At 73.1% G+C, this 22,235-nt stretch carries 18 protein-coding genes, 4 pseudogenes and 1 riboswitch; of the genes and pseudogenes, 12 read left to right on the top strand and 10 right to left on the bottom strand.

Translation table 11 applies throughout. The features are described from left to right. A pseudogene (locus AB0D28_RS28610) lies at nucleotides 1-270 on the bottom strand (hypothetical protein); the annotation flags it as partial. Nucleotides 271-413: 143 nt separating this feature from the next. On the opposite strand from AB0D28_RS28610, the gene AB0D28_RS28615 reads away from it, so the two are divergent. Further along, a complete protein-coding gene (locus tag AB0D28_RS28615) occupies nucleotides 414-1,304 on the top strand; it encodes a DUF72 domain-containing protein (protein ID WP_357390860.1) in 891 nt (296 codons plus the stop codon). Nucleotides 1,305-1,340: 36 nt separating this feature from the next. Further along, complete coding sequence (locus AB0D28_RS28620) at nucleotides 1,341-1,550, top strand: GTPase activator (protein ID WP_357390828.1); 210 nt, start codon at nucleotides 1,341-1,343, stop codon at nucleotides 1,548-1,550. A 4-nt stretch (nucleotides 1,551-1,554) separates the two neighbouring features. Here the strand turns inward: AB0D28_RS28620 and AB0D28_RS28625 are convergent, their stop codons facing one another. The 5 genes and pseudogenes from AB0D28_RS28625 to AB0D28_RS28645 form a co-directional block, all read right to left on the bottom strand. Then, entirely contained in the window at nucleotides 1,555-1,938 is a 384-nt protein-coding gene (locus AB0D28_RS28625; RefSeq protein WP_357390830.1) for a hypothetical protein, read from the bottom strand. Nucleotides 1,939-2,055: 117 nt separating this feature from the next. Continuing rightward, entirely contained in the window at nucleotides 2,056-2,685 is a 630-nt protein-coding gene (locus AB0D28_RS28630) for a hypothetical protein (RefSeq protein WP_357390832.1), read from the bottom strand. Between the two features lie 99 nt (nucleotides 2,686-2,784). Continuing rightward, nucleotides 2,785-3,642, bottom strand: coding sequence for an alpha/beta fold hydrolase (locus AB0D28_RS28635; protein WP_357390834.1), 858 nt, complete (start codon nucleotides 3,640-3,642; stop codon nucleotides 2,785-2,787). Nucleotides 3,643-3,704: 62 nt separating this feature from the next. Then, nucleotides 3,705-3,914 (bottom strand): annotated as a pseudogene (locus AB0D28_RS28640) (carbamoyltransferase N-terminal domain-containing protein); the annotation flags it as partial. Nucleotides 3,915-4,046: 132 nt separating this feature from the next. Beyond that, the gene (locus tag AB0D28_RS28645; protein ID WP_357390836.1) at nucleotides 4,047-5,258 is read right to left on the bottom strand and encodes a globin domain-containing protein; all 1,212 of its coding nucleotides are present in this window, start codon (nucleotides 5,256-5,258) and stop codon (nucleotides 4,047-4,049) included. A 154-nt stretch (nucleotides 5,259-5,412) separates the two neighbouring features. Between AB0D28_RS28645 and AB0D28_RS28650 the strand changes: the two genes are divergently transcribed. Then, complete coding sequence (locus tag AB0D28_RS28650; protein ID WP_357390838.1) at nucleotides 5,413-5,850, top strand: Rrf2 family transcriptional regulator; 438 nt, start codon at nucleotides 5,413-5,415, stop codon at nucleotides 5,848-5,850. Beyond that, entirely contained in the window at nucleotides 5,850-6,482 is a 633-nt protein-coding gene (locus AB0D28_RS28655; RefSeq protein ID WP_357390840.1) for a methyltransferase domain-containing protein, read from the top strand. The genes AB0D28_RS28650 and AB0D28_RS28655 overlap by 1 nt, the downstream gene beginning before the upstream one ends. 43 nt (nucleotides 6,483-6,525) lie before the next feature. On the opposite strand, the gene AB0D28_RS28660 is transcribed toward AB0D28_RS28655, so the two are convergent. Next, complete coding sequence (locus tag AB0D28_RS28660; RefSeq protein ID WP_357390842.1) at nucleotides 6,526-7,797, bottom strand: hypothetical protein; 1,272 nt, start codon at nucleotides 7,795-7,797, stop codon at nucleotides 6,526-6,528. A 291-nt stretch (nucleotides 7,798-8,088) separates the two neighbouring features. On the opposite strand from AB0D28_RS28660, the gene AB0D28_RS28665 reads away from it, so the two are divergent. The 4 genes and pseudogenes from AB0D28_RS28665 to AB0D28_RS28680 all read left to right on the top strand — a co-directional run bounded on the left by AB0D28_RS28665 (nucleotide 8,089) and on the right by AB0D28_RS28680 (nucleotide 14,025). Further along, complete coding sequence (locus AB0D28_RS28665; RefSeq protein WP_357390844.1) at nucleotides 8,089-10,203, top strand: DNA topoisomerase IV subunit B; 2,115 nt, start codon at nucleotides 8,089-8,091, stop codon at nucleotides 10,201-10,203. A gap of 33 nt (nucleotides 10,204-10,236) precedes the next feature. Continuing rightward, a pseudogene (locus AB0D28_RS28670) lies at nucleotides 10,237-10,497 on the top strand (DNA gyrase subunit A); the annotation flags it as partial. Beyond that, a pseudogene (locus tag AB0D28_RS28675) lies at nucleotides 10,486-11,259 on the top strand (LAGLIDADG family homing endonuclease); the annotation flags it as partial. The pseudogenes AB0D28_RS28670 and AB0D28_RS28675, both read left to right, overlap by 12 nt. Before the next feature lie 441 nt (nucleotides 11,260-11,700). After that, a complete protein-coding gene (locus AB0D28_RS28680; RefSeq protein ID WP_357390861.1) occupies nucleotides 11,701-14,025 on the top strand; it encodes a DNA topoisomerase (ATP-hydrolyzing) in 2,325 nt (774 codons plus the stop codon). 374 nt (nucleotides 14,026-14,399) lie between these two features. Here the strand turns inward: AB0D28_RS28680 and AB0D28_RS28685 are convergent, their stop codons facing one another. The 3 genes from AB0D28_RS28685 to AB0D28_RS28695 all read right to left on the bottom strand — a co-directional run bounded on the left by AB0D28_RS28685 (nucleotide 14,400) and on the right by AB0D28_RS28695 (nucleotide 17,834). Continuing rightward, the gene (locus tag AB0D28_RS28685) at nucleotides 14,400-15,737 is read right to left on the bottom strand and encodes a solute carrier family 23 protein (RefSeq protein ID WP_357390846.1); all 1,338 of its coding nucleotides are present in this window, start codon (nucleotides 15,735-15,737) and stop codon (nucleotides 14,400-14,402) included. Between the two features lie 95 nt (nucleotides 15,738-15,832). Next, nucleotides 15,833-16,468 (bottom strand): alpha-ketoglutarate-dependent dioxygenase AlkB, encoded by a 636-nt coding sequence (locus AB0D28_RS28690; protein ID WP_357390848.1) that lies wholly within the window; start codon nucleotides 16,466-16,468, stop codon nucleotides 15,833-15,835. A 40-nt stretch (nucleotides 16,469-16,508) separates the two neighbouring features. Beyond that, nucleotides 16,509-17,834 (bottom strand): polysaccharide pyruvyl transferase family protein, encoded by a 1,326-nt coding sequence (locus AB0D28_RS28695; protein ID WP_357390850.1) that lies wholly within the window; start codon nucleotides 17,832-17,834, stop codon nucleotides 16,509-16,511. Nucleotides 17,835-17,989: 155 nt separating this feature from the next. Here AB0D28_RS28695 and AB0D28_RS28700 point away from each other — a divergent pair, with 155 nt between their 5' ends. The 4 genes from AB0D28_RS28700 (at nucleotide 17,990) to AB0D28_RS28715 (ending at nucleotide 22,012) form a co-directional block, all read left to right on the top strand. Next, entirely contained in the window at nucleotides 17,990-19,198 is a 1,209-nt protein-coding gene (locus AB0D28_RS28700) for an acyltransferase (protein ID WP_357390852.1), read from the top strand. Nucleotides 19,199-19,278: 80 nt separating this feature from the next. After that, nucleotides 19,279-19,620, top strand: coding sequence for a hypothetical protein (locus tag AB0D28_RS28705; protein WP_357390854.1), 342 nt, complete (start codon nucleotides 19,279-19,281; stop codon nucleotides 19,618-19,620). Nucleotides 19,621-19,749: 129 nt separating this feature from the next. Further along, the gene (locus AB0D28_RS28710; RefSeq protein WP_357390856.1) at nucleotides 19,750-20,508 is read left to right on the top strand and encodes a hypothetical protein; all 759 of its coding nucleotides are present in this window, start codon (nucleotides 19,750-19,752) and stop codon (nucleotides 20,506-20,508) included. Between the two features lie 309 nt (nucleotides 20,509-20,817). After that, nucleotides 20,818-20,960, top strand: a riboswitch (cyclic di-AMP (ydaO/yuaA leader). 194 nt (nucleotides 20,961-21,154) lie between these two features. Further along, a complete protein-coding gene (locus tag AB0D28_RS28715; protein WP_357390858.1) occupies nucleotides 21,155-22,012 on the top strand; it encodes a C39 family peptidase in 858 nt (285 codons plus the stop codon). The last annotated feature ends 223 nt before the right edge of the window (nucleotides 22,013-22,235 follow it).

The following is a 22,235-nucleotide window of genomic DNA, read 5'->3' on the forward strand; positions in this document are numbered from 1 at the left end:
CGCGGCGATCGCGACGCCGCTGGTGAGGCACGCGGCGAGCGCGGACACGGCCACCCGGGCGGCGAGCCGGACGCGGCGGCGGCGACGCACCCGACGGGCCGCGTGGAACGCCGCGACCGCTGCCGCCTCGCCGTCGAGTTCGCCCGGGCCGGGCGCGGCCCGGACCGCGGCCAGCACGGCGACCAGGCCCGGGGGAGCGGACGGCGCGTCGCCGGAACGGCCGGCGAGCAACCGCTCGACGGTTTCCTGGTCCAGACCGGATGCGTCCATCTCGTCACCCTCAGCGCCGTCACCCGGCCGGGTGTCACACTCCGTACGCCGCGGACGCGGTGAGGCCGTTCACCCGCCCCCGGTCACGGCGGGTCAGGCATCTCCGGTTGCCGATGTCCGACGGTAGCGGTGAACTGAACTACATGGGTGTCATCAAGGTGGGCACGTCCTCGTGGGCGGACCAGATGCTGATCCGCTCCGGCTGGTATCCGCGCGGGGTCAACACCCCCGCCGGCCGGCTGGGCTGGTATGCCGAGCGGTTCGGACTGGTCGAGGTGGACACGTCGTACTACGCGGTGCCGGTGCCGGAGACCACGGCGGGGTGGGCGGCCGCCACCCCGGACGGGTTCACCTTCGACGTCAAGGCGTTCCGCCTTTTCACCGGCCACCACACGCCGGTCGACGCGCTGCCCCGCGACCTGCGTCCGGCGGGCGGCCCGAGCCGGATCCGCTGGCGCGACCTGCCCGCCGGGGCGTACGACGAGTTGTGGGACCGGTTCCACGCGGCGCTGGCGCCGCTCGCGGTGGCCGACCGGCTCGGCGCCGTGCTGTTGCAGTTCCCGCCGTGGCTGGCGCGGAGCGAGGCGGCCCGGCGGCGGATCCTGGACGCCGCGCGGCGCTGCCGTCCCTGGCCGGTCACCGTCGAGCTGCGGCACTCGTCGTGGTTCGACGGGGACGCGATGGCCGACACCGTGACGTTCCTGCGCGAACACGACCTCGGGTACGCCTGCGTGGACATGCCGCAGGGGCACGTCTCCTCGGTGCCGCCGGTCCTGGTCGCCACCACCGACCTGGCCGTGATCCGGTTCCACGGGCACAGCACCGCCTGGGAGAGCGGGGACAAGCAGGAGCGGTTCCGCTACGCCTACGGCGAGCGGGAGCTGCGGCACTGGTCGGTGCTGCTGCGCGAGCTGGCCGACCAGTGCGCCGAGCTGCACGTGCTGATGAACAACTGCTGCGGCGACCAGGCCCAGCGCGACGCCGCCCGCCTGGCCGACCTGCTCGGCGTCGCGCCCGCCGCCGCGCGCGCCTGACGTTTCCCCGGCCGTCGTCCGGGTACCGCCGGGGGCATGGACGACCGCGAGGGGGGATCTGTGGAGAAGCGGCACGGCGAGGACGAGCGGGACCCGCGAGCGACCCGGGAGGCCGAGGAGGCGCACGGCGGCAGCATGGCGCCGGGCCTTGTCGACGACACCGGGCACCCGGTGGCCGAGTCACCGGTGCCGGACAACGAGCCGTCGGCGCCGGGCCGGCCGGGTGAGGACGGCACCGGCTCCTGAACTCTCAGGGGCGCGTCTCCGGGCGCATCCCGGTCGCCTCCTCCAGCGCGTTGTCGCCGAGGTCGCCGTCCGCGCTGTCGTCCGGGAACGTCCGCCCGGACGGGGCCGGATCCGGCGGCGCGCCCGGTCCGGCCTCGGGCGTCCGGGTCGGTTCCACTGAGCCGAGCCCGTGCCGGCCGGCCCTCGGCCCGCCCGGCCGGACCCCGGCCGCCCGTCGTTCACCGAGCCGCCCCTCGGGCACCGCGGTCTCCTCGCTGCCCTCGTTCATCGGGTCGTCGTCGCCGGCGCCCCACGGCGGGTCGGCGTCGAAGCCGTCGGTGGTGCCCCACGGCGCGGCCGACTCCGGTCCGCGCCCGTCGCCCCCACCCGGCCGGTCCCTGCTGGTCATGGTCACCTCACCTGGCTGCTGATGTCCGCGCCGTCCGCCCGGGGACGGCCCTGTCCCGCGCCGGTACACCGCGCGGCCGGTGACCCACCCCGATGTGGGTCACCGGCCGCGCGGTGGTCAACGGGCCGCCCCGACCAGATGACGTCCGGCCGCGCCCACGGCGGCCACCTTGCCGATGTTCTTCGGCGCGGCCATCAGCCCGCCCGCGCGGTCCAGCATGCCCCGGAACACCTGGCCCGGTTTCTGCTGTTCGCCCATGTACGCCGACACCACGACGAGCGCGCCGGTCAGCGCCGGCACCGCCCACTGGAGCAGCTTCATCTGCCGCTGACTGGCGGCGACGTTCGCCGGGGTGTGGTGGCTGGGTTCGGTGGTCCCCTCGACCGGCGGCCCGCCGGCCTTCTCCAGCCGCATGCCGACCAGCCGGCTGTAGCCGGTCACCGCCAGCGCGCCGACGGTCAGCGCGGTCTTGACCGCGCTCATCTTCCCCACGCCCGCCTGGCGGGCCATCCGCGGGCTCTCGGTGACCAGTTCGCCGACCGCGCCGGCCAGGTGCGCGCCGATCGCCGCCGCGTTGACAGGTGTCCACCGCGCCCACCCGGCCGAGGCCACCGGCAGCCGCTCGGTCGTGTCGTTGATCCGCGCCGCCGCGCCGTTGACGCCGAGCGCCCCCATCAGGGAACCGCCGAACCAGGCCGCCAGGCCCAGGTCGTGCATCGAGCGCAGCGTGGTGTGCCGTTCTGACATCAGATCCCCCTCCGCCGTGTTCGGGCGGTGCGGCATACCCACGATCGGGCGACTCACGCCCGGGCGTGGCTCACCGGCGGGGAAGCGTGCCGGCGTGGCTCAGCGCCGGGGGAGTGTGTCCGCGAACGCGGCGATCCGGGCGGCCAGCGGCGCCGACGCGCGTACCCAGGTGAAGTGGTCCAGCGGCGCGCCCGCCTCGGCCACCGTGTAGCGGTGCCGCGTCACCGGCGCGCCGGTCAGCTTCTCGCACAGGTGGTCGAGCGTCTCGTGCGGCGTGTACTGGTCGTCGTCGACGCTCACCGCGAGCACCGGCGTGCGGATCCGCCGCACGGCGGCCTCCGAGTCCACCCCGTCCAGCGCCGGGAACCGGCCGGTGCGGGCGGTGTGCGCCCAGTCCCGGATCACGCCGGCGGCCTGCCGGCCGCCGAAGCCCCAGCCCGGCCAGACGCCGAGCAGCCGGGCCGTCGCCGCGATCGCCTGGGTGTACGGCAGCACGCCCCACCCGCGCAGGCCCGGGTACCGCCGCCACCACGGCAGCCCCACCGCCACCAGGGCCAGCCCGTCCACCCGCTCGGCGTCGTGCAGCGCCTGGTGCAGCACCGCGACCTGGCCGCCGAGGGAGTGCCCGAGCAGCACCCGGGTCCGGCCGTCGAGCCGGGGCTTGAGCGCGTCGAGCACGGCACCGATGTCGGTGGACATCTCCTGGTAGCCGTAGCGGCAGGCGCGCGACGGCGCGGGCGTGCTCTCGCCGGTGCCGCGCAGGTCGGCCACGATCACCGCGAGCCCGGCGTCGCGCAGCGCGGCGGCGAACGGCCGGTAGTAGCGGGCGCGCACGCCCATGGCGGGCCAGATCAGCACCACCGGGGCGCCGGGCGGACCGGCCGGCTCCGGATAGACCTGCACACCGATGCGCGCGCCGTCGACGTCCACGTACTCCTGGGTGTAGTCCCCGCTCACCCGGACAAGCGTACGGCCCGAACCTACCGCCGGGTAGGAAGGGGTGGCCGGAGCCGTTGCACCGGCGCGCGCCGCGCGTAGTCGACCCGCAGCCCGTCCCACGGGTCGGCCAGCCCCAGCTCGGGCTGCTCCCACGCGGAGAACGGCACCGGTCGTCTGCCGTGCTTGCGGCGGCTGAACCGTTCCTCTTCGGCGGCGGCCACGACCCGGCCGTCGACCACCAGGGCCGCGGCCGGGTCGTGAAAGATCGCGTTGATGCCGAGGACACGCATGGGTGGACCCGTATCCTCGGGATCCGCCCCTCACCAGTAGATCATCGACTTCTCCGCCAGCCCGCCGCCTCCGCTGTGGAGGCTCGATGCCCTGGCCGGGGCGTCGACGCGGGTCCCCGGACCGAGAAACGGTCAGCCCGGCAGCATCCCGGGGCCGAACACCTCGTACGCGATCCGCTCGGCCGGCACGCCCCGGCGCAGGAGGTTGCCCCGGACCAGGTTCATGAACGCGATCGGACCGCACAGGTGCACGGCCACCCCGGCGGGCAGCGGGAGCCGGTCCGGGTCGATCAGCCCGCTGGACACCTCCGCCTTCAGCCCGGGCAGCTCTGCCCCGGCGGCGTCGAGATACCAGAGGTGGACGGCCAGGTTCGGCAGCCGCCGCTGGAGCGCCGGCAGTTCCGCGCGCAGCGCGTGCGCCTCGGCGTGCCGGTCGGCGTGCGCCAGCGTCACCTGGCGCCCGGGGTTCCGGTCCGCCAGGTGGGCCAGCGCCGCCATCGCCGGGGTGAGCCCGATACCGGCGCTGACCAGCAGCAGCGGGCCGCCGTCGCCGGTGGCGTCGACCTCACCGAACGCCGGGCTGAGCCGCAGCGTGTCGCCGACGGCCACCCGGTCGTGCAGGTGACCGGAGACCATGCCGTCGGGAGCGCCGGCCTCACCGCGTACCCGCTTCACGGTGATCCGCCACGTCTCGGCGCCGGGGCGGCCGGAGAGGCTGTACTGGCGGATCTGCTGTCCCCGGCCGCCGTCCAGGTCGACGGCGACCGAGACGTACCGCCCGGGGGTGAAGCCGGGCGCGGCGCCGCCGCCGGCCGGCGCGAGGGTGAGCGAGACGACGTCGGCGCTCTCCCGGGTCCGGCCGGTCACCCGCCACTCCCGCCACACCGGCGCGGCCTCGGGCACGCCGGCGCCGGCGTAGAGCCGCGCCTCGCGGGCGATCAGCTCGCAGGCCAGCAGCCAGTAGACCTCGTCCCAGGCGGCGGCCACCTCCGCGGTGACGGCGTCGCCGAGCACCTCGCCGACGGCGGCGAGCAGGTGCCGGCCGACGATCGGGTACTGGGTGGCGGTGATGCCGAGCGAGGCGTGCTTGTGCGCGATCCGGTCCAGGACCGGCCCCCACGGCAGGCCGGCCTCGCCGGTCAGGTGCGCCGCGTACGCGACCACTGCCGAGGCGAGGGCGGCCTTCTGCGCCCCGGTGGCCTGGTTGCCCCGGTTGAACAGGTTCAGCAGTTCCGGGTGGGCGTCGAACATCCGCTGGTAGAAGCGGCCGGTGATGGCCTCGCCGTGCGCCCGCACGACGGGCAGGGTGGCGGTCACGACAGCCGCTGAGGATTCCGAGAGCACTACCGAATCTCCTTCCGGGACTCGAACAGGTCGATCCCCACAAAACAGGTATCTGGAAGTCCTCTTTAGGGTCGAAGGTCCCGGGAGCGTGGTGGCATGGGTCACCGTGAATCTGCTTGTGTCGCTGACGGCACCGAATGGCTAGGGTCGGTGCGTGAGGCTCAACCGGTCGACCGACATGGCGCTGCGGATCGCCATGCTCACCGCCGCGTCCCCGGTCCGGGCCACCGTCGACGAGCTCGCCACCCGGCTCGAGCTGCCCCGCAGCCACGTCGCCAAGGTGGTGCAGCGGCTGCAACGCATCGGCGTCCTGGTGACCATCCGGGGCCGCTCCGGCGGAGTGGCCTTCGCCGAGCACGCCGGCGACCTCACCGTCGGCCAGGTCGTCCGCGCCTTCGAGGGCGACGGCGAGGTGGTCGACTGCGCACAGCCGGTCTGCCCGCTGGTCGCGGAGTGCCGGCTGCGCGGCGAGCTGCGCCGCGCGCAGGCCGCCTTCCTCGCCGTGCTCGACGGGGTACGCCTCGGCGCCCTGGTGGACGGCGCCGCCGGCCCGATCCTGCTCAGCCTCGGCACCCCACCGGTGGTCCGCTGATGGCCGTCTCCCATCCGATCTTCTCCCGGCTGTTCGCCCGCGCCAGCGTCGCCATGGACCAGGCCGGTATGGCCCGCCACCGGGCCCGCCTCGTCGCCGGGCTGCACGGCCGCGTGGTCGAGGTCGGCGCCGGCAACGGGCGCAACCTCGCGCACTACCCGTCCCGGGTGACCCGGGTGCTCGCCGTCGAGCCGGAACCGCGCCTGCGTGCCCTGGCCCGCGCCGCCGCCCCCGGCGCCCCGGTGCCGGTGACGGTGGCCGCCGGGCTGGCCGAGGCGTTGCCGGTCGCCGACGGCGCCGCCGACGCGGTGGTGCTGTCGCTCGTGCTCTGCTCGGTGCCGGACCAGGCGGTCGCGTTGGCCGAGGCGCGCCGGGTGCTGCGGCCCGGGGGCGAGCTGCGCTTCTACGAACATGTGGTGGCGCAGACACCGGGCCTGCGCCGGGCCCAGCGCCTGGCCGACGCGACACTGTGGCCGCTGTTCTGCGCCGGCTGCCACACCGCCCGGGACACGGTGGCCGCGATCCGGGCCGCCGGGTTCACGGTGACCGAGCTGGACCGCTTCCGTTTCCCGCCGACCGGGCTGCCCGCACCGGCGTCGCCGCACGTCCTCGGCGCCGCGATCCGGGCCTGAGGCCGGCCGGCGTCCCGCGCCGCGGAACGCCGGCCGACGCTTCTCAGCTCACACTCACCGTGCCGTCCGGGGCGCGGACGCAGGCGACGGTACGGGCGCCGGTCGCCGCCGCACCGGCCAGGCACCGGCCGAGCACCTTGTGCCCGGCGGCGTTCGGGTGCCACGACTCCTGGCAGGTCTGGAAGTACGTGCCGCAGGCGTTGGCGATGCGCTGGATGTCCAGCTTGTCGTAGCCGGACAGGCTGGTGACGAACGTGCCGGTCGGGCCGTCCATCAGCCGGATCGGCGTGGCCAGGGCGTTGCCCGGGCTACCGGTCGACTCGCAGAGCCGGGCGCCGTCGAAGGCGCGCTGCACGTTCAGGTAGACCAGGTCGTCCTGCGGGAACTCGGCGGCGAGCGTGCCGCGTACCGAGCTGACGAGCGTGCCGAGCCCCTGGGAGAAGCGGTGTCCGGGCGCCAGGCTGGCCCGGTGGATCGGGCAGCCGGCCGCGTACCGCTCGGCGCCCAGCGCGCGGAACTTGTCCCGGGTGTCGTCGCGGCTGTCCTCGGTCCAGTAGCTCTGGTCCAGCTCGAACGGCAGCGGGTTCGTGTAGTCCTGGAACACCACCCGGCGCTGCCCGTCGGCGTCGATCTGGTCCAGCGTGGTGAGCAGTTGCCGCAGCGCCGTGGTGGTCTCCGCGGTGGCGGCGGCGAACTGCGCGGCGGTGCCCAGGTCGGCGTCCGTGCACGGCTTCTGCTCCACCGGCCCGCCCAGGTACGCCCAGAACTCCCACCAGCCGGTCCACGCGTCGGCGATGAACCGGTTGGCGCACTTCTCCGCCACGCTGCCGAAGGTGAACGAGCTGTTGTTCGAGCCGAGGCCGACCAGCACCAGGTCGATGTCGTGGGTCCGCGCCACCGACCGGAGCTGGTCGAGCTGGGCGGCCACCTGCCGTCCCTTGGTCCGGGTGGCGGAGGCGTTCGCGATGTCGTACGGCTGGCCGCCCGAGCAGGCCAGGTTGAACCGCGCGGAGATGCCGGGCAGGTCGGCCTGGAACAGCGAGGCGTTCGGCGAGCGGTGGCAGAAGTAGGCGTTGGCGTTGGCGGCGGACCAGCCGGGGAAGCCCTGGGCCACCCCGTTGACGTCCACCACCGGCGCGTACGCCCCGGCACCCTCACCGCTGATGAAGCTGTCACCCAGCGCCACCGCGGCGGTGGGCAGCGCGGCGGTGGGCAGCGCGGCGGTGGCCTGCCGGGCGGGCGCCGCGGCGGCGGGTGACGCCACCGTGGCGAGCGCCAGCGCCGCCGCGAGCACGGAACGACGGAACACGGACATGCCCGACCTCCCAGAACATCGAAATGTGAAAGATTCTTTGGGGTGGCGATCAGATCACGCGCGTGTGACGGACGTCAATGCCCCGACATCCGCCGCCCCTCGTCGGGGAAGACATCCGGCGCCCGGGTCGTTGTGCCGCCTGGACGCTCCGCCCGTCCCACCGGGCCGCCCTACGCGGCCCCGGCGCGGACCCGGCGGCGAGGCCGATCGCGCAACGCACCGCCCCGGTGCCGCCGACCTGTCGGGGCACCCGGCTAGGCTCGCTGCGGCGCGCCGCGCCCGGCGATCATCGTGGGGGGATCACACGGTGAACGGCACCACACCGCCGAGACCTGGGAGTACGACCAGTTGACCGCACAGCCTGAGACCCTCTACGGGGCCGACGACCTGACGCATCTGGAGGGCCTCGACGCCGTCCGGAAGCGCCCCGGCATGTACATCGGCTCGACCGACAGCCGTGGCGTGGGTCACCTCGTCAACGAGATCCTCGACAACTCCACCGACGAGGGTGTCGCCGGTCACGCCACGAAGGTCGACGTGATCCTGCACGCCGACGGCTCGGTCCAGGTCGACGACGACGGCCGTGGCATCCCCACCGACGTGCACGCCAAGTCCGGCATCTCCGGCGTCGAGCTGGTGCTCACCCGCCTGCACGCGGGCGGCAAGTTCGGCGGCTCCGGCTACAAGACCTCCGGCGGCCTGCACGGCGTCGGCGCGTCGGCGGTAAACGCGCTGTCCCGCCGCTTCGACGTCACCGTCCGGCGCGGCGGCAAGGTCCACGCCATGTCGTTCCGCCACGGCGTGCCGGGCGTCTTCGACGGCGACGGCCCGGACGCGCCGTTCACACCCGGCCCCGGCCTCCAGATCGTCGGCGCGATGAAGCGCGGCCAGCGCACCGGCACCTCGATCCGCTGGTGGCACGACCCCCGCTACTTCGAGACCGGCGCCGCGCTCGACACCGAGGCGGTCCGGCTCAAGCTGCGCAACACCGCCTTCCTCGTCCCCGGCGTGGCCTACCGGCTGCGCGACGAGACCGGCGAGGAGCCCGTCGAGGAGCGCTTCCACTTCCCCGACGGGCTCACCGACATGGTGGAATACCTCGCCCCGGCCGGCGACCGGCCGGTCTCCGGCACGCTGCTGGTCACCGGCGAGGGCACCTACCGGGAGAACGCCGCCGACGCCAACGGCGTCATGCAGTCCAACGTGCAGCGCCGCGCCGAGGTCGAGGTGGCGTTCCGCTGGGGCACCGGCTACGAGCGCACCGTCGAGTGCTTCACGAACACCATCCGCAACGCCCACGGCGGCACCCACCGCAAGGGCTTCGAGCGGGCGCTGGCCCGTACCCTCGCCGAGGCCGCCCGCAACGCCCGCGGCCTGCTCAAGCCCAAGGAGGACGCGCCCACGCTGGACGACGTCCTGGAGGGCATGACCGCCGTGGTGCACGTGCGCATCCCGGAGCCGCAGTTCACCTCGCAGACCAAGGACGAGCTGTCCACCGCCGGGATCACCAAGGTGCTCCAGGGCCTGGTCGAGGCGCACCTCAAGAGCTGGCTGGACGACCGCCGCACCAAGGCCGAGGCCCGGACGGTGCTCCAGAAGATCGTCGACGCGGCCCGGGTCCGGCTCACCCAGAAGCAGCAGAAGGACGCCGCCCGCCGCAAGACCGCGCTGGAGGGCGCGGCCATGCCGGCCAAGCTCGTCGACTGCCGGGCCGCGGGCATCGAGAGAAGTGAACTGTTCATCGTGGAGGGCGACAGCGCCCTCGGGACGGGGCGCCTCGCGCGGTCCTCCGAATACCAGGCGCTGCTACCGATCCGCGGCAAGATCCTCAACGTGCAGAAGGCCAGCCTCCAGCAGGTGCTGGACAACGCCGAGTGTGCCGCGATCGTGCAGGTGCTCGGCGCCGGCTCCGGCCGGACGTTCGACCTGTCCACCCTGCGGTACGGCCGGGTCCTCATCATGGCCGACGCGGACGTCGACGGCGCGCACATCCGTACCCTGCTGATCACGCTGTTCGCCCGCTACATGCGGCCGCTGATCGAGGCCGGGCGGCTCTACGCGGCGATGCCGCCCCTGCACAAGATCACCACCAAGGGGCGCAACCCGCAGACCGTCTACACCTATACCCAGGCCGAGATGGAGGCGACGGTCCGCAAGCTGGAGAAGGCCGGCAAGCAGATCGTCACGCCGATCCCGCGCTTCAAGGGCCTCGGTGAGATGGACGCCGACGAGTTGTGGGAGACCACGATGAATCCGGCCACCCGGGCGGTCCGCCGGATCACGCTGGACGACGTCGAGGCCGCCGAGCGGATCCTCGAACTGCTGATGGGGGAGAAGGTCGAGCCCCGCCGCAACTGGCTGATCGACTCCGCCGACCGCGTCGACCGCGACGCCATCGACGCCTGACCAACGGGTTCGTCTCGGAAGGAAACGCACACCATGGCACGCCGCAAGGACGACCGCGCGAAGGCGGACCTGGCCGCCTTCGACCAGGCCGGCGCCCGCGTCTTCGACAACCCGCTGGTCACCGAGGTCTCGGACTCCTACCTGGAGTACGCGTTCTCGGTCATCCACTCCCGCGCCCTGCCCGACGCGCGCGACGGGCTCAAGCCGGTGCACCGGCGCATCCTGTGGTCGATGTACGAGCAGGGCCACCGGCCGGACCGCAGCCACGTCAAGAGCGCCCGGATCGTCGGCGACTGCTTCGTCGCGGGGACGCTCGTGTCGACACCGACCGGTCTTCGGCCGATCGAGTCGATCGAGGTCGGCGACACGGTGCTCGACGGCGACGGAGTCGCCACTCCGGTCGTGGCGGCCTACCGAAACCCGCAGTCGGAGCTGGTTCGGGTCACCTGGGACAACGGGCACACCATGTCGGTCACGCCGGGTCAGCGTTTTCGCGTGGTCGACGAGGACCTGTCCGTTCGTTGGGTAGAGGCGTCCGAACTCACCGGGCACCTCACGCTCGCGTACGGCGGTGCCCGCAGGAAAGCCGCCGCCCCCGGCGGCACTCCCTACGACTACGTCCGTGGGCTGGTGGTGGCGGAGGGCTTCGCCGTCGACCGGGCTCGCTCGGCTGACGGTCGCGTGCGAGTGCACATGTGTGACGTCGAACCGCTCGACGTCGCACATGGTTGGGCGATCGCCAACGGGCTCAACGTCAGCCGAGGCAAGAGGACGGCGACTGATCCGCGGCACCGCGATCAGCACATCGTCACGTTCGCGAGGCACGAGGGCCTGCTCGAAGCGGGGGGACCGCTGAGCAGTGCCAAGCGTGTGCCGAGTGATGTCCTCGAGAACCGCTCGGCATGGGCCCCCTTCCTTGCCGGATTCTTCGACGGTGACGGTTATGTCCGCAAGCGCTTCCGGGAGATCGTCTTCGTCAGTACCAGCGAGACGCTCGTGCGGCAGATCAACTCCATGCTGGCCGACCTGGGCTTGCACGGGCACTACTGGACCAGCGCACGAGACGGCTTTCAACGCCTTCTCGGCCTGTCCTTCAGCGGGCGTGATGCCGCCGCTCTGGCCGAGATGCTGCTGCCCTGGGTGCGGATCGGTTACAAGATCGCAGGTCTGGAAAAGGTGGTGGACCTGACCTATCAGTACGGCGGCAAGCAGGGCAACGACCGGCTGCCGTACGCGCGGGTGATCAAGGAATTCGCCGACGCCCACCAGGGGGGCGGTTGGTTCCGGGACGAGGCCGGCAAGGCGTTCCGATCATCACTTTCGGGCGCGGGTAGCCAGATCCGTTACGGCAAGGACCGTAACGGCGTGCCGCTGTCGGAGCGTTCATTCCCGCTCTGGCGTGCCGAGCGGGATGGATGGATCCGAAAACTCCGGCGCATCGGGTCTCCGCTCGCGAGACGGCTCGAGGCACTTTCGGGCCGATCCTTCCTACGGGTGATGTCGGTCGAGCGGATTCCTGCCGACACCACGTACGATATCCAGGTCGGCTCCGACGAACACGCGTTCGTCGCGGAGGGCCGCGTGGTGCACAACTGTATGGGCAAGTACCACCCGCACGGCGACACCGCCATCTACGACGCGATGGTGCGGCTGGCGCAGGACTTCTCGCTCAACGTCCCGCTCATCGACGGGCACGGCAACTTCGGCAGCCCGGACGACGGCCCGGCCGCGGCGCGATACACCGAGGCCCGGATGTCCCGGGAGGCGATGCTGCTCGTCGGCGAGCTGGGTGAGGACACCGTCGACGTCGAGCCGAACTACGACGGCTCGCTGACCCAGCCCACGGTGCTGCCGGCGGCGTTCCCGAACCTGCTCGTCAACGGCGCGTCCGGCATCGCGGTCGGCATGGCGACGAACATGATCCCGCACAACCTCGGCGAGGTGGTCCAGGCCGCCCGCTGGCTGATCAACCACCCGGACGCCACACTCGACAAGCTCATGGAGTTCGTGCCCGGCCCCGACCTGCCGACCGGCGGGCTGCTGCTCGGCCTGGACGAGGTGCGCCGCGCGTACGAGACCGGGCGCGGTGTGGTGCGCATGCGCGGGCGGGTGGAGATCGGCCCGCTGGAGGGCAGCCGCGGCCGGCAGGCCATCACCGTTACCGAGCTGCCGTACGGCGTCGGCGCCGAGAAGGTCATTGCGGCCATCACCAACGAGGTGAACAAGACCAAGCGGCTGACCGGCATCGCCGACGTCAAGGACCTCACCGACCGGGAGAACGGCACCCGGCTCGTGGTGGAGTGCAAGGTCGGCGTGAACCCGCAGGCGCTGCTGGCCGACCTCTATCGGCTCACCCCGCTGGAGCAGTCCTTCGGCGTGAACAACCTGGTCCTCGTCGACGGCCAGCCCCGCACGCTCGGGCTCAAGGAGCTGCTCGACGTGTTCCTGGCGCACCGCTACGAGGTGGTGACCCGGCGCAGCGCGTACCGCAAGCGCAAGCGGGAGGAGCGCCTGCACCTGGTCGACGGTCTGCTGATCGCCCTGCTCGACATCGACCGGGTGGTCAAGCTGATCCGCGCCAGCGAGGACGCCCAGGCCGCCAAGGACGGCCTGATGCAGAAGTTCAAGCTCTCCGAGATCCAGGCGAGCTACATCCTGGACACTCCGCTGCGCCGGCTGACGAAGTACGACCGGCTGGAGCTGGAGGCCGAGCAGGAGAAGCTGCGCGGCGAGATCGCCGAGTTGTCGAAGATCCTGGACGACCCGAAGGTGCTGCGGAAGGTGGTCTCCGACGAGCTGGCCGCCGTGGTGAAGCAGTTCGGCGCGCCGCGGCGCACCACGCTGGTCGACGGCGACCTCAAGGAGGTGCTCGCCGCCTCGGTGCCCGCCGGTCCGCTGGAGGTCGCCGACGACCCGTGCCAGGTCATCCTCTCCGCCACCGGGCTGGTGGCACGGACCGCGGCCGAGTCGGAGGAGGCCGCCGAGGCGCGCCGGCGCAGCGGCCGGGTCAAGCACGACGCGGTACGCGCGATCGTGCACTCCACCGCCCGGGGCCGCGTGCTGCTGGTGACCAGCGCCGGGCGCGCGTTCAAGATCGACGTGTTGCCGTTGCCGGTGCTGCCGGAGCAGTCCGGCACGGTGTCGCTGCGCGGCGGCATGTCGGCGGCGGAACTGGTGCCGCTGGAGCCGGGCGAGACGGTCGTCGGGCTCGCCCCGCTGGGGCCGTCCGCGCAGGGCTCGCCCGGTCTGGCGCTCGGCACCCGGGCGGGGGTGGTGAAGGTGTGCGCCCCGGACTGGCCGGTCCGCTCCGACGAGTTCGAGGTGATCTCGCTGCGCGACGGCGACGAGGTGGTCGGCGCGACCTGGCTGACCGACGGCGCCGAGACGCTGGCGTTCGTCTCCTCGGAGGCGTCGCTGCTGCGCTTCGCCGCATCTGTGGTACGCCCGCAGGGGCTCAAGGGCGGGGGCATGGCCGGCATCAACCTGCCAGGCGACGCGCGGGTGGTCTTCTTCGGCGCGATTCGCACCGACGACGCGGCGCACGGTGAGCCGATGGTGGTCACCTCGACCGGCGCGACGGTGAAGGTGACGCCGTTCAAGGCGTACCCGGCGAAGGGAAGGGCGACCGGCGGCGTGCGAGCGCAGCGGTTCCTCAAGGGTGAGGAGGACCTGTCGGTGGCCTGGATCGGTCCGCGGCCGGTGGGTGCGACAGCCACCGGCGACCCGGTGGAACTGCCCCCGGCCGACCCGCGCCGCGACGGTTCCGGTTTCGCCGTGATGCTGGGCCCGACGGTCGTCGGCCACCACCTCGACCGAGACTGACGGCAGCGGCGGGCGGCGCACCCCGCCCGCCTCTCGCCTAGCCTCGGTTGATCAAGGACTCCTTGATCAACGGGCGGGGAGAGGGCGACCGGGTTGCCGGAGCGCCCCGAAATTCGCCAGCGCCCGGAGAGCTGCCACCGGGCCGCCCGCTCCGGTGATCAGGAGTTTGGGGACGAACGGAAGCGGAAGAAGGCCGCAAGTTTGTGGGTCTTCCGCGCCTCTTGACGTCCGCAAACTCCTTGATCACCGGAGTGGGGCGTCCGAGGGCGTTCTGGCGGTCGGGCGCCCGCCCGCACGGTCGATCATGAAGTTGGCGGCGACAAAACGGATACCGGGTGCCGTCAACCTCATGATCAACGGGGCGAGGGGGCGGGTCAGAGTTCGGGTTCGGGGGACTGACGGGACTCGGGGGTGGTGCCGCGCAGACGGGCGATCAGGCGCATGCCGTGGTAGACGACCAGGGCGGCGGCGGTGCCCAGCGCGATGCCGTTGAACGACAGGTCGCCCGCTGTCAGCGTGTAGTTGGCGGCACCGATGATCACCGCTACCGCGGCGGTGAACAGGTTGATCGGGTCGTGGAAGTCGGTCCGGCTCTCGATCCAGATGCGGGCGCCCAGGATGGCGATCAGGCCGTACAGGGCGGTGGTGGCGCCACCGAGCACGCCCGCCGGCACGGTCAGGATCAGCGCGCCGAACTTCGGGCAGAGCCCGAGCAGGATCGCCGTGCCGCCGGCCACCCAGTACGCGGCGGTGGAGTAGACGCGGGTCGCCGCCATCACGCCGATGTTCTCCGCGTACGTGGTGGTGCCGGAACCACCACCGGAGCCGGCCAGCACCGTGGCGACGCCGTCGCCGAGCAGCGCCCGGCCCATGTCCCGGTCCAGGTTGCGCCCGGTCATCGCGGCGACCGCCTTGACGTGCCCGGCGTTCTCCGCGATCAGCACCAGGATCACCGGGATGACCAGCACGACGGCGCGTACGTCGAAGCTCGGCGTGTGGAACTCGGGGAAACCGATCCAGGCCGCCTGGCGCAGGCCGCTGACCGCCTGCTGGTCGAGGTTGCCGGTCAGCGCGGCGAGCACCCAGCCGACCACCACGCCGATGAGGATCGACAGCCGCGCCACGAAGCCGCGGAACAGCACCGTGGTGAGCAGGATCGCGACGAGCGTCACCACGGCGATCAGCGGCTGCGCCTTCACGCCGGTGCCGGAGCCGCCGCCGTCCCAGGCCACCGGCGCGAGGTTGAGGCCGATCAGCATGACGATCGCGCCGGTGACGACAGGCGGCATGAGGGCGTCGATCCAGCGGGAGCCGGCCACCTGCACCACCACGCCGACGATCGCCAGCGCGACGCCGGCGACCACGATGCCGCCGAGGGCCGCGCCGATGCCGCCGTCGGTCTTCGCCGCCAGCACCGGCGCGATGAACGCGAACGACGAGCCGAGGTACGACGGCAGCCGGTTGCCGGTGATCAGCAGGAACAGCAGCGTGCCGATGCCGGAGAAGAGCAGCGTGGTGGCGGGCGGGAAGCCGGTGATCAGCGGGACGGTGAAGGTGGCGCCGAACATGGCGACCACGTGCTGCACGCCGACGCCGACGGTGCGCGGCCAGGAGAGCCGTTCGTCGGGCTGGACCACGTCGCCGGGGCGTACCTGGCGGCCGTCGCCGTGCAGTGTCCACGGGGACCAGCGGGAAGTGGGGGACTGGGTCATCGCGCGCCCTTCGCGTCATCGGGTGACGGGGGCGTGATCGACCCTGAGAGTTGTTTCTAGCAGGTGCCCTGCGGGGTCGTGGGCCCGGCCCGGGCTCAGGCGACGCCGGTGGGACGGAACTGGACGCTGACCCGGGGGCTGACCGGGCGGGTGGTCTTCGGCACCGCGTGTTCCCAGGTGCGCTGGCAGGAGCCGCCCATGACCACGAGGTCGCCGTGGCCGAGCGGGAACCGCAGGCTGCCGCCGCCTCCGCCGTGCGGGCGCAGCAGCAGCGCGCGGGGGGAGCCGAACGAGACGATCGCCACCATGGTGTCGGTGTGCGCGGAGCGGCCGAGGGTGTCGCCGTGCCAGGCCACGCTGTCGCGCCCGTCGCGGTAGAGGCACATGCCGGCGGTGACGAACGGCTCGCCCAGCTCGGGCGCGTAGTGCCGGGTGAGCGCGTCGCGGGCGGCGGTGAGCACCGGGTGCGGCAGCGGCCGGCCGGCGGCGTACCAGCAGAGCAGCCGGGGCACGTCGACCTCGGTGTCGTACATCGTGCGGCGTTCGGCCCGCCAGGGCACGTCGTGGCGCAGCGTGTCGAGCACCGCGTCGGAGCCGCGCACCCAGCCGGGCAGGTGGTCGACCCAGGCGCCCCGGCTCAGCTCGTGCCGGCGCAGCGCCCCGGCGAGCGGGCCCAGAGCCGGGCCCTGCTCGGCCAGGTCGAGCATCGAGGGCTGGTACGCGTCGGACACGCAGCCGATCGTACCGTGCCCTCGAACAGGCGTACGACGGTCAGCGCCGCAGCATCCGGCGGACCTTGCCCGGGACGGCCTGCTTGATCCGCTCCCGGAGCTGCTGCGACCGCAGCGCGTCGATGGTGCCGGTGAGCTTGGCGTTCTCGTCGCGCAGCCGCTCGATGCGGGTCAGCAGCTCGGCCGGCGGGGTGGTGGCGGCGGGCCGGACGGCCGGGGGGAACACCGTCTCGCTGACCTGGCGGTCGAAGCGCGCGGCGCTGTCGCCGTCGGCGAACGAGGTGCCGAGGTCGTGCTTGCGCAGGAACGCGGTGATCGTCTCGAAGCGGGCCTTGTGGCCGTCGTTGAGCGCGCTGTAGTCGGCCTCCGCGTAGAGGTCGGCGGCGTCGACGTCGGCCGGCACGTCCCGCATGATCCGGTGCGGGATGCCGAAGTAGCGGGCCAGTTCCAGGGTGCGCGAGTCGTGGGCGAACAGGTAGCCGGGCGTGCCGGCGACGAGCGCGCTGATGGTGCCGTGGATGCGGGTGCCGAACGCGAAGTCGTAGCCGGACAGGTGCGAGAACCAGGTCCACGGGTCGACGAACATGCGCACCTTGTCCTCGGCGAACAGCGGGTGCGAGGTGTGCAGCGGGATGTCGCTGCTCTGGCCCCGGTGCTCGGGCGCGTCGCCGTAGAGCAGGGTGCCGAGTGTCCGCAGGTCCTGCGGCACGTAGCAGAGGTTCGGGTAGCGCTCCTGGTGGCGGCGGACCACCGGGGCCATCGACCGGACGTACGGGGAGATGTTGAGCGCGATCTTCGACTCGGCGGTCAGCTCCGGGCGGGTCTTCTCCAGGTGGAACGAGTCGCCGTGCAGGAACATCGACGGGCAGCCGATCTGCTCCACCGCGGAGAAGCCCAGCGCGTTGAGGTAGCTCTCGGTCACCTCGCCGCGCACGCCGATGCTGTGCGACCGGTCCAGCACGGCCTTGCAGAACGCGCGCACCGGCTCGTCGATCGGCCGCAGGTACTCGCGGTCGCCGTCGACGTTCGTCTGCACGCCGACGCCGAGCACCACCACCGGGATCTTCAGTCGCTCGATCAGCCGGGTCAGTGGCGTCAGGCGGTGCACGAAGCTGCGGCGGAACGCGTTCGCCAGCGGAACCACGAAGACGTCGTACCGCTCGTTGATCTCGTCGGCCAGGCGCGGGTCGGCCGGGTTGCGGGTCGGCGTGATCTCGGCCGTGGAGGTGGCGAGCAGCTTGTGCGCGGCGTGGCTGAAGACCAGGTTGCCGCTGTTGTCCCCGATCCAGTTGCCGGCGAACGTCTCCTCCGGTGTGAGGACGTCGAACGCGCCCTTGCGGGCGCGGAGCAGGATCCGCTGGTGCATCCGGTTCGCTCACCTTCCGTACGGCACGGCGTGCGGCGGGAGCCGGGTGGGCGCCCGCGCGTGCAGGAGGGGAAATCCTATCCGCCGCCCCTGGGCGACCGGCTGGACGTCGGCTCGCCGGGAACGTCCCGGTTCCCCGGGGTAGGGTGCCCGGAATGACCAGCGCGCCGACCGTCACCCGTGCCCCACGACTGCCGTCGCTGACCGGATTGCGGTGGGTAGCCGCGCTGCTGGTCTTCGCCTTCCACGCCGGCACCATGGGGATCATCGCCGAGCCGCACCTGAAGCCGGTGATGGACAAGGCGTTCAGCCTCGGCCTCTCCGGTGTGGAGTTCTTCTTCATCCTCAGCGGGTTCGTGCTGGTCTGGTCGTACCGGGACGGGGAACGCGCGTGGACGTTCCTGCGCCGGCGGCTCGCCAAGATCTACCCGAACCACGTGGTGACGTTCGTGGCGGCGCTGGCGATCGCGGCCTGGTTCGCCGACCCGGTCGTGCCCTGGGCGGCGATCGGCAACTTCTTCCTGGTCCAGGCGTGGATCCCGCTGGGCGGCTACTTCTACAGCGTCAACAACGTGAGCTGGTCGCTCTCCTGTGAGCTGGCGTTCTACCTGTGCCTGCCGCTCGTGGTGCCGTGGCTGCGCCGGGCCCGTACCGGGGCGCTGCGGACCGTGCTGGTCGCGGCGCCGCTGCTCATCCTGGCGCTGTGGCCCGGCCAGCACCTGGTGCCGGAGGAGCAGCGGTGGTGGTTCACCCAGATCTTCCCGGTGACCCGGTCGCTGGAGTTCTGGATGGGGGTGGCCGCCGCCGAGCTGATGCGCCGGCACCGCTGGCGCGGACCCAACCTCGCCGCCGCCACCGGCATCTTCGTCGCCACCTGGGTGGTCGCCGCGATGTGGATCCCGGCCGAGTTCTGGGCCGCCCTGCTCGCCGTGGCGTACCTGCTGGTCATCGCCGCCGCGGCGGACGCCGACGTGCGCGGCCGGTCCACCCCGTGGCGGTCCCGGGCGATGGTCTGGCTCGGTGAGGTCTCGTTCGCCTTCTACCTGGTCCACGTGCTGGTCATGGTCACCGTGCTGCGGCTGACCGGGCACTGGGGGACCGGGCTGCCCGGCTGGCGCGGCCCGCTCGCGGTGCTCGGTTTCCTGGTGGTCACGCTCGCGCTGGCCGCCGCGCTGCACCGCTGGGTGGAGGTGCCGATGATGCGCCTGCTCGGCCCGTCCCGCCGGGCCCGCGCGGCGTCGCGCGCACCGGCCGTGCCGGCTCCGCGCGGGCCCGCCGCCACCCCGGCCGCCGACGGCGGCGCGACGTCCGGGACCGGTCCGGCCGAGGGCGTCGAGTACGCCGGGCGGCGTCGCCCGGACTGACACGCGCACACGTCGGCCGGTCGATCCGCGACACGCCGTGCGGCGGTGCGTTGGTGGGGGATCGGCGGTAATTTGTACCCGTGCTTCCGATCGCGCTCACCTGCCCCGTGTGGTGGGTGGCGCGCTGGGCCGCCCGGATGTTCGCCAGTCTCGCCGTGGTCGTCGCCTGCTCGTTCGGCGCCGCCGCGCTGCCGTCCGGTGTCGCCGCCGCTCCGGCTCCGGCGGTCGCCGTCCCGGCGTACCCGGCCGTGGGCGCCTCGGCTGCCGCACGGCCGGAGGCCGACCGCGTGGCCGAGTGGCACGCCCGTCCCGCCGGTGGCCCGGCACCCGCCGCCCGGGTGGCGGTCCCGGGTGACCCGCAGCCGGTCCCGGCCGGCCGGACCGCCGCGCCGGCCGGCCCGCGGGCACCGCCCGCCCGCTGATCCACCCACGGGCCGCGCCCGTTCACCGCACCCACCGCACGTCATCCCCGCACCCGCCACGGCGGCCCAACGGCGCCCGGCGAGGTCGTGCGGGTCCTCCCGCCAGGTCCTTCCCGTGAGGTGCCGACCATGTCGCAGACCGCTCTGTACCACTTCCTCACCTCCGTGCCCGAGGCCGCCGCCATCTGGTCCTTCCTGCTGCTGCTCGCCCTCGGCCTGCTCGCCGCGCTCGTGGCCCGGCCCGACCGCGACGCCGCGCCGGAGGCCGCCGCCGAACCGGCCGACGCCGCCCGCCGCGACGACCTGATCCGGTACGCCGAGGAGGTGGCGGTGGCCGCCGCCGGGGCCGCCCAGACCGCCCGGCGCCGCCGGGAGCAGTGGCTGGCCGCGCAGGACGAGGCGGACCGGGCGTGGACCGCGTACGACGAGGCGGACGCCGCCGCCCGACGCCTGGCCGGCACCGCCGCGCTGGCCGCCCCGCGCACACCCCGAACCCCCGCGGAGTACGCGACCCGGGAGCGCTGGCTGCGCCACGCCGCCATGACGGCGCACTGGCGGGGCGACCTGAGCGCCCGCCAGCTCGCCGACGTGCTGGCCCGCCGCAACGGCTGGGATCCGCGCCGGCACCCGGCCGACCAGGAGATCGTGCTGGCCCGCATCGTCCGGGACGGGCGCCGGGCCGGGTGGGAGAGCGCCGCCGCGCGGGAGCGGCAGTCCTGGCGGGACGCGGAACTGGCCGCCGAGGCCGCCCGTACGCTCGCCGCCGAGGCGTACGCGGCCACCGCGGCGCTGTGGCCCGCCCCGGCGTACCGGAGCGCCGCGACGAACCCGCTGCCGGTGCCCGCGCCGGTGCGGCGTGCCAGGTGGCGTCCGGCCCGGGTGGGCTGAGACGGGCGTCTCGACCGAATCGTTACCCGCGATGTTTGCGGGCCCGGGGACCCGGGCCGTCGAATCGGGCGCCGGGCGCAGAACGGGCCATCGAGTCACGCGACTGCGGGCCGGCTGCTCGCAGTCTGTCCGCTTTCCGCCGCCGGGTGACGTGAAAACCGCTTGTCCCATCGAGTGAAGTCAGTAACCGGCTGTTCCGAAATCCGTTACCGCAGATCACGTTTACGCAGGTCGGGACGTTTGGCAGGGGGCAATACCGGCCGGTAGTGTCGGCGCGTCGATGCGGTAACCGATCGCCGACGGCGACGCCGCACCGACCCGCCTAATCGTGTCTCACGAACCGGGGACCCATAAGCAACATCGGGGTGAATCCGCGGGCCCACGGCCCGTGGTAGGGCGTACTTCCCGCCCGAATCCGTCAGCTAACCCGGTCGGCGGTCACGGAAGGAGTACCGACCTCGTGCCCACCCCCCGATCGTCCCCCCGCCTCCACGGCAACGCGGTGCCCGCGCTCGCCTGACGCGCGACCGCAACCGCCCCCCTGGGCGCCCGGCGTCACGGGCGTTCCCGATCCCCCGGCCATCCGGCCCCGCCAGCACGCGTGAGTTCCTCCGCGTGCCGGGCCGGCGTGCGCCGCTCACGCCCCGTGGAGGATTTCGTGAAGCACCACCTGAAGCGTCAGCTACGACGGATCGTCACCGAACGCCCGTACCAGATCATCGCCGGATCGGCCGCCGCGCTCGTGCTGGCCGCCGGTGCCGGCACCGTCGCCACCGCCGGTGACGACGCGCCGGTCCAGGAGAACACCGCATCGGTCGCCGAACTCGGCGCCGCCCGCCTCGGCGAGCAGCCCGCCAGCCGCGGCGAGGCCCGGATCGCCGTCCCGCAGGCGTCGCCTAGTGCCTCGGCCGCGCCGAGCGCGTCGCCCAGCGCGTCGGCGTCGGCGAAGGCGTCGGCGGACCCGGACACCACGGCGAAGGCGAAGCCGAAGCCGCCGTCGAGCAGGTCGCTCGACTACGACTACCAGGCGCAGACCAACTACTTCTACTGCGGCCCGGCCGCCGTGCGCAACGCGCTCAGCGCCGCCGGCATCGAGCGCAGCCAGGACGCGCTCGCCGGTCCGCTCGGCACCACCGAGATGGGCACCAACTCGGCCGAGGACACCACCCGGGTGCTCAACCAGCAGGTCAAGGGCAACCCGTACCGGACCCGCATGATTCCCGCCGGCTCCGCCAGCCCGGCTCAGATGGACCGGCTCCAGGCCGACGTGGTCGAGGCGATCAGCAACGGCCGCGCGGTCGTGGCGAACGTCGCCGGCACCGTCACCGACACCAACGGCGGCTGGCACTCGTTCCCCGGTGGCCACTACGTCGCGGTGGTGGGCTACAAGAACGACGGCCGGATGGTGCGGATCGCCGACTCGGCCGACCCGTCGCTGCCGTCGTACTGGGTCACCACGATCGACCTGGCGCACTGGATCGCCAGCCGCGGCTACTCCGCCTGACCCGTCCGCAAACCCGAAGGCCGGCACCCCCCGGGGGTGCCGGCCTTCCCCGTCCCACCTTCCGCCCTCGTTGATCTTGCACTTTCGGCCCTTCCACAGCGGGGTAAAACGGGCATCGGCGGGGCCGCAACTGCAAGACGCTTCTATGTGTGTGGTGATCGGTTCGGCTGGTTGCCGTTAGGGTTCGGCATCGATGATCACTTGGGTGACTCTTCGTCGATCC

It is taken from the genome of Micromonospora sp. NPDC048169, assembly GCF_040652815.1.
In the GTDB taxonomy this organism is placed as follows: Bacteria; Actinomycetota; Actinomycetes; order Mycobacteriales; family Micromonosporaceae; genus Micromonospora.